The 6330-nt window shown below is 56.0% G+C and carries 6 protein-coding genes; 1 reads left to right on the top strand and 5 read right to left on the bottom strand.

What is annotated here, in order from left to right:
• The first annotated feature begins 352 nt into the window (after window positions 1-352).
• Window positions 353-982, top strand: coding sequence for an RNA polymerase sigma factor (locus ABJK70_RS18265; protein WP_077728888.1), 630 nt, complete (start codon window positions 353-355; stop codon window positions 980-982).
• Between the two features lie 71 nt (window positions 983-1053).
• Here ABJK70_RS18265 and ABJK70_RS18260 read toward each other — a convergent pair whose 3' ends face one another.
• From ABJK70_RS18260 to ABJK70_RS18240, 5 genes are all read right to left on the bottom strand, one after another.
• Complete coding sequence (locus ABJK70_RS18260; protein WP_347258699.1) at window positions 1054-2361, bottom strand: S8 family serine peptidase; 1308 nt, start codon at window positions 2359-2361, stop codon at window positions 1054-1056.
• The gene (locus ABJK70_RS18255; RefSeq protein WP_347258698.1) at window positions 2358-3065 is read right to left on the bottom strand and encodes a zf-HC2 domain-containing protein; all 708 of its coding nucleotides are present in this window, start codon (window positions 3063-3065) and stop codon (window positions 2358-2360) included. Before ABJK70_RS18255 ends, ABJK70_RS18260 begins: the two co-directional genes overlap by 4 nt.
• A gap of 328 nt (window positions 3066-3393) precedes the next feature.
• Window positions 3394-4113, bottom strand: a complete 720-nt coding sequence (locus tag ABJK70_RS18250; protein WP_156880432.1) for a TorF family putative porin — start codon at window positions 4111-4113, stop codon at window positions 3394-3396.
• A 1005-nt stretch (window positions 4114-5118) separates the two neighbouring features.
• Entirely contained in the window at window positions 5119-5484 is a 366-nt protein-coding gene (locus ABJK70_RS18245) for a hypothetical protein (protein WP_139841096.1), read from the bottom strand.
• A gap of 112 nt (window positions 5485-5596) precedes the next feature.
• Window positions 5597-5905 carry a hypothetical protein gene (locus ABJK70_RS18240; RefSeq protein ID WP_077728883.1) on the bottom strand — a complete coding sequence of 103 codons (309 nt, stop codon included), beginning with the start codon at window positions 5903-5905 and terminating at the stop codon, window positions 5597-5599.
• Window positions 5906-6330 lie beyond the last annotated feature (425 nt).

Genomic DNA, 6330 nt, shown 5'->3' with positions numbered 1-6330 from the left:
GAAGATGCGCGGCCGAGACGTGGCGTCGGGAAAGGATTCCCGACCTACGCGCGAGTGCCCGTACAGTCGGTATGAAAATGCTCTAGCCCGCTAAAGAGTCTGCTGTAGTATCAGCGCCCGAATCTTTTCTATGAGGCGGTTGTCCGCCTAAGTAAGGGTAGTGAGTTGTCACCCAGAAATCGGGTTCGACCGGCTCCTTATTGGGCAGGGGCCCCCTTTTCAGACCGCCGCGACATCCCGCGGCAAAAAATCCTGACGGCGGTGAACCTTTTCGGAATTTCCCGAAATCTACAGATTAGACTCGGATTATTCCTGCTTCGGAAAAACCAACCATGGTACCGATTCATTGCCTATGACCGTCGATCCCACGCTAATCCTGCCTGATAGACAAACCGCCTCATGCATCGATGATCATCGGGATCGGGAACTGATGACCGGTATCCAGGCGCGCGATGTGAGTGCTTTCGAGATGTTGTATTCGGCCTTCTATCATCGCTTGTCCAGGTTTATTTTTCAGGCGACGCGACAGCCGGATATGGTGGAGGATGTGATCAATGAAACGATGCTAGTCGTGTGGGAAAAGCCCGAGACCTTTGATTACACATGTAAGGTATCAACTTGGATTTTCGGTATTGCTTATCGAAAGGCGCTTAAGGCCTCGGCGAAGCAGGCCAGATCCGCCCATGCCGTGCCTATTGACGAGTTCGGAGAGGAATTGGCGGATAACAGAGCGTCACCGGCACGGCAGGTGGAAGGCGAGGATCTGCTCTCCGTTGCTTTGGACTCGCTCCCGCAGGAGCAACGCGCCGTTATCGAGTTGACCTTTGGCCATGGACTTCGTTATCAGGAGATCGCAGCCATCCTCGACTGTCCGGAAAATACGGTGAAAACACGGATGTTTCATGCACGCAAGAGGCTTCAGACCTTATTTAACGAGCTGACACCGGAGCTCATGGATCCTTCCGAAGAGGATATGTCATGACGCCGGCTGCTCGCGCGATAGAAAGCTCTCCACCTAGTCATGAAGCGGCGGTTCGGGAACGTGAAGATCGGCTACGAAGGCTTTCCGCAATCAGGGATACCGAGCAATCGCGCGAGTGCAAGGCAAGCATCGACGATCCGGTCCAATGGATTCGGAGCTTGCGCGGAGGTCGCCGCCGACGCGTGTAGGAGTTCTATAGCCTCAGGCGAGGTCAAGCTGGGCTTGAGTTGCCGCATCAGGGCCAACAGGCCCGTGACATGGGGAGCGGCGAAGGAACTACCGGACACGAAGTCGTACCTCCCGTGCGGCAGTGTCGTAAGAATATCGGTACCGGGGGCATGGATCCCATCGTTGGCGGCCGCTTCCGGCTTGCGATCCACCTGGGCGGCTCGGACCGCAATGACTCCGGTCTGATTGGCGGGAAAGCCCGCGATCGATCCGTTTTCACGGGCGTCCGCGCCGACCACGAGGATACCCTGATCGATCGCCGCCCGAAGAAGCCGTCCGACCAGCGGATCATCAGGCCCGGTCAGGCTCAGATTGATGATATGGGTGCCAAGACGCACGGCTTCATTGAGCGCCGCCAAGAGCGTAAAGCTGTTGCACACTGCAGCGACGGAACCGAAGCGCTCCGGCCAACACGCCTTAAGCGCGTAGATTTTGGCATCGGGCGCAACTCCCGCAATACCAATTCCATTTCCACGGTGAGCGGCGACTATGCCGGCGACAGCCGTCCCGTGGATATCATCGGTCGGTTTATCGTGATTCGATGATGCCAGATTTTTAGAGACAGCGATTTGGCCCCTGAGGTCGGGATGGGTATCATCCACACCGGTATCGACCAGCGCGATGCGAACGCCCCGTCCGGTCGTCAGACGATGGGCTTCCTCGATGTGCATGCGCTGTAAGTTTTTTTGCAGTCGAAAATAAGGATCACTGCCGAAGGAAGCCGACGCATTATTTACTAAAGCCCGGAAGGTCCGCATGATCTGTACGGATTCGACCCGGCGATCCTGCGCGATGGTCTTGATAGTATCGGCGGGGATTTGACCGACAGGAATTTCGTACACCACGCACACTACTCTCAAAATGGTAACAGGCCATTCCGCCATCAGCTTCAGCCCGTACTGCTCCGCCAAATCTACCGCGACGCGGGTGCTCCAGGCAGAACTCATGTAACGGCCATGTGCGCGATAACGATCCAGAATGTTGTCCGGCACCTTGCGTCCGATGCTCGAATCGGTGAAAGTCACCAGGATGCGCCGCTCTTCAATCGATGGATCGGCCGTGGGACCGATGCTTGGAAAATCACGGTCCGCCGCGCATCCGGTCAGTTGCAACAGGAGCGCCAAGACTAAAGCGATCAAGCTGAACGTCATGGCACCGAAGAAGGCCCGGTTGTCGGCTCTGCCAGCAATACACCCGGTTGGCGCCGAAGGTAGGCCAAGGCCGCTTCGATCCTCGCATTCTTGTCTCTGCCGTCGGCCAGTCGGACCGTATAAACGTCCGCCGAACCGGGCATGTCGACTCGGCTCCCGTCGACTGCTTTCAAGAGCGCATCAACATGTTCGGCGCCAAGACTCGGTTCGACCACCAGGCGCAGATCCCCCTGATTCGAGGCTGCGGTCGAAGCGGGGTCGGCCAAAGTTCGAAACCGGGGCTCCGTTAGTTGATCCCACTGGCGCCAGCTCAAGGGGACGATCAGCAGCAAAAGCACCACCGCCAGAGCCACGCGGGTCAGTGGCTTGCTTACGATGACCGGAAAATGCCGGAGCCAGGTTCGAAGTCGGCCAAATCGATCGAAGTGCAACGCCGCCGATTCGGATCGTTCACGCTGCCGAATGGTGGCGAGCAGGCGAGAGTATCCGGCCTGCGGATCCAGATTCGGACAAGGCGTGTGAGAGATTCGCTCCGAAAGCGCGTAAAGCTTCACCCGTTCACGTCGGCAAATCAGGCAACGGCTCAAATGCGCCTCCACCCGCGCCTGCTCTTCGCTCTGTAGGGTTCCGGTTATATGCCAGGGCAACAGTGAAAACACATCATCGTGCTCACGGTCCGGCGGGCATGGCTTACTCAGATTCATCGCGCTTCTCCAACAATAAGAGCATCCAACTTAGGCATCCCATCATCCAAGAAGAGCTCGAGCTATTTGCAAATGTGAGACATACGTTCAGCGCTTCTCGAACGCTACACCACTGTCGAACAGGTCTAGCCCATAAGCCTGCATTCTAGGGGGCGTCCTTCAAAAGAAACTCGACCTGTCGTCATTACAAAACCATTGGACCCGAACAAGGTCGACCGTGCTCTTTTGACCGTTCGGCTATCCGGCTAGTAAGCGATAAATCGCCTACAAGAGGACCTGTCAATCCGCGGTTCTACTCTATTTATTCCGCGGCCAGGCCAAAAGTTCACTAAAAGCCGACAGAGAGGGAAAATAGAAAGCGGTCATCCAGCGGCTGGAGATATATCGATCCATTCTCAGGCTCGTCCTCGTGATGCTCGTAATAAGGCAACTTGGTATCCACATAGCGCAAATCGACCGAAATATACCGATTCACGTACCAGGTCACTCCGGCATTCCAGAAAAAGTAGTCGTAGTGCGCCAGTTCGCCGGCCTGATGAAAGCCTACGCCCGCGGACAGTTGCAGCCGATCCACCGGGCTATAGCGGCCGACCAGTTCATAGGCCAAGGTCTTGGCGCCACGGTTATAGGTATCGTAGGCGAAAGCCACCCGAGCGCTCAGAAGATCGCGGTAATGGAGCGAACCGTAGAGTTCGTTATAGTCCGAGTCCTGGCCGAACACTTTGCCATCATATAGATACCGGCTAGCCGCGAGATCAAGCTTCCAGTTCTTGGCAAACTTGGTCGCCCAACCCAGATAAGGATTGATTTCCACACGGGCTCGGTCATCATAGTATTCATCGTCGAAACTCACCGGTGCCACCCAGAGGCCGGCATACAAGCCGAGTTCATGCTCGTATTCCAGATTCCCCAGGCCGACGGGATTGTTTCTGCTCTTTGTGTAGCCCCGATAAACATAATCCGTTGCGAAGCTCACGGATCCCTTGAAGTCGGCAAGCGCCGGAACACTGAACAAGGCGAGCAGTAGCCACGAAAGCCTACGATTCATGAAAGCTCTTATCGGTTTCGGCAAGGGATATCACCGCATTCTCTCCGGGAACGATCAGGAGAGATCCGATGTCGACAAGCGTGAACTCAGCTCGCCATGAGAGAATTCGTCCGACCGACACATCTTCGGCTGACGACGGACGGCAGGCGTTCACACGTCCGGCCTCGGATAGGGACGGAACTCCGGTGATGCGCATAGCGAAGGCGCACGGCAGAAGGCTCGCACGGGGGCTGAGCAGCGCGGGTTCCGGGAGTTGGGCGTTGGGCTGTCATAGGAAACTCCTCCTGAGTCAGTTGGGCGATCGAGTCGCGCAAATGCCTATCCACTGGCTATGCCAAGTTGTGGAACCAAAAAGATAACGGCGGTCCGCCAGGAATACTACTTGGAGTCGGTCCAAATATTGGAAAGTTCAACCCACCTCCGAGATTCTTGCGGCGGATACCTTTCAACCTGAAGGATACACAGCAAGCCCGAAAGAGTCAGCACGGCACACCTTTCCCGAGCTATAGGCAGTCCGTCGTTTGTAAAACCTCCCGTCCGCTCAAGCATCCTATCGACTTTCGTCGTATTCGGTTCATGCGACTAGGACGGGTGTTCGAGGGCAAAGAAGGTTTTCTACTGACAGTGTCGGGCTGGTATCGAGAAATCTGACCTTGGGTGTCTCTAACCGCCCCACACACGCGGACCGGAACCGGAAGCACAAGGCCGAAAAAGCTGTCTGCCAGGACAGTGCAAAAAAGAGGAAATCGCGAGTTACGACGCCGGCAAGAGGGTGAAGAGCCGCAACCCGGCCTATCGCGGTCGATACCTTTTGAGCAAAGATTGCGAGATACACTCCGCCGCCTCAAAGGGCTTTATTCGGATCACCATGATTTCTCCCATGCTTCGCCGCCCCCTTCCCGCGTTTGAAAACTATTTCCGACTGACGACCGGTGTACGGATTGATGCGCCAATCCATGCTCCTCAATCCATACGCCGGCGGACGTCGATCGCTATGACACAATTTTAAAGATGCGAAGACGTCGTAAGATGCCAACTTTGGGTACAGGGTGGCGAGCTGCAAACCTGAAACAGCGAGGTCGCGCGATCGACCCGCTTTTCAGTCACAGTGCCATTGGCTGCTTGCATTGTGCTCTCAAGCACCACCGCTTGCATCACGGCTTGTTGCGATGCCAGATCGACCGAACCGGACGCAATATCCAGCCCGCCTTCCACTCGATCGAGCGCGCTATCGTCCAGCCGAGACAACGCAGTACCCGTTTCTTGCTGGGACAGATTATCCAAGGCGTGAAACTGGGAATCAGCGGAGGCCGCAGCCATACATAAGAGAGCGAGCGGTAGCAGACCGCCCCATGTGAATGATGTTTTCATCGGCCGCTCCATACTTTTCTGATTGAAGCAAAAAGGCGGGGGATCGTATGACCGTTCCCCCGCCTGGTTCTCCGGCCCTCATCAGCATTCGATATGGGCCATGGGCTTCGCTTTATTTACCGCCAATGCTCTGCTGCGTGACCGCCACAATATTCTGATTGGCGCCGCCCTTGCCCAAGGCTAGGTTGACCGCGGTTATCGTGGTTACGGCTATGTTCTGGTTAACGTTACCAACGTTTAATTTACGATCGTGATCTTTCTTAAACGGGAACAAAATCCCGCCTTCGACAGCAGAGAGTTGCCCTTCGGTCATCGGTTTCAAGCTGGACACCTTGCCCAATGCCCGGAAGTCGTTATCGGCCATTGCAGGCCCGGCCATCATCACCGAAGATAGTACTGCCGCTATTGCATAAGATTTCATGATCGAACTCCTTGTGTTACAGGGTTAACGCCTCCCCTACCATCGCATTCCTTACTTTTACTGTAAATGTCGGGAAATTCGGAAAGGTTCACCGCCGTCAGGATTTTTTGCCGCGGGATGTCGCGGCGGTCTGAAAAGGAGGCTCTGCCTTCTACGGTCCGGCGGCGAGCGGCCAGCCGCGGACGCTCACGGCGCGCGTCCCAACGGTCTTAAGATCGGCCAAAGTACCAATTCGATCATGGTTCCATGAAGCCGACATTCCAAGCCCGCTGAAAACTATTAATCAGGCCCGTAAATTCCCTCCTGGTATTTCGGGCCGCCGCCCAGGCCGGTACACGCCCGGCCTGGGCTCACGCGGCTTGTCGCCGCGCCGGGGCATCCCTGCCCCGGATTAACCCGGCCTATATTTATAGGCCGGGTTAATA

It is taken from the genome of Methylocaldum sp. (genome assembly GCF_039794385.1).
Taxonomy (GTDB): Bacteria; Pseudomonadota; Gammaproteobacteria; order Methylococcales; family Methylococcaceae; genus Methylocaldum.
This window is presented reverse-complemented; position numbering and strand designations above follow the sequence as displayed.

What these genes read in the sequence shown, in the direction of transcription:
- ABJK70_RS18265 (WP_077728888.1), top strand. Translation starts at nt 353, where the DNA reads ATGACCGTCGATCCCACGCTAATCCTGCCTGATAGACAAACCGCCTCA.
- ABJK70_RS18250 (WP_156880432.1), bottom strand. Translation starts at nt 4,113, where the DNA reads ATGAATCGTAGGCTTTCGTGGCTACTGCTCGCCTTGTTCAGTGTTCCG.
- ABJK70_RS18240 (WP_077728883.1), bottom strand. Translation starts at nt 5,905, where the DNA reads ATGAAATCTTATGCAATAGCGGCAGTACTATCTTCGGTGATGATGGCC.
- ABJK70_RS18255 (WP_347258698.1), bottom strand. Translation starts at nt 3,065, where the DNA reads ATGAATCTGAGTAAGCCATGCCCGCCGGACCGTGAGCACGATGATGTG.
- ABJK70_RS18260 (WP_347258699.1), bottom strand. Translation starts at nt 2,361, where the DNA reads ATGACGTTCAGCTTGATCGCTTTAGTCTTGGCGCTCCTGTTGCAACTG.
- ABJK70_RS18245 (WP_139841096.1), bottom strand. Translation starts at nt 5,484, where the DNA reads ATGAAAACATCATTCACATGGGGCGGTCTGCTACCGCTCGCTCTCTTA.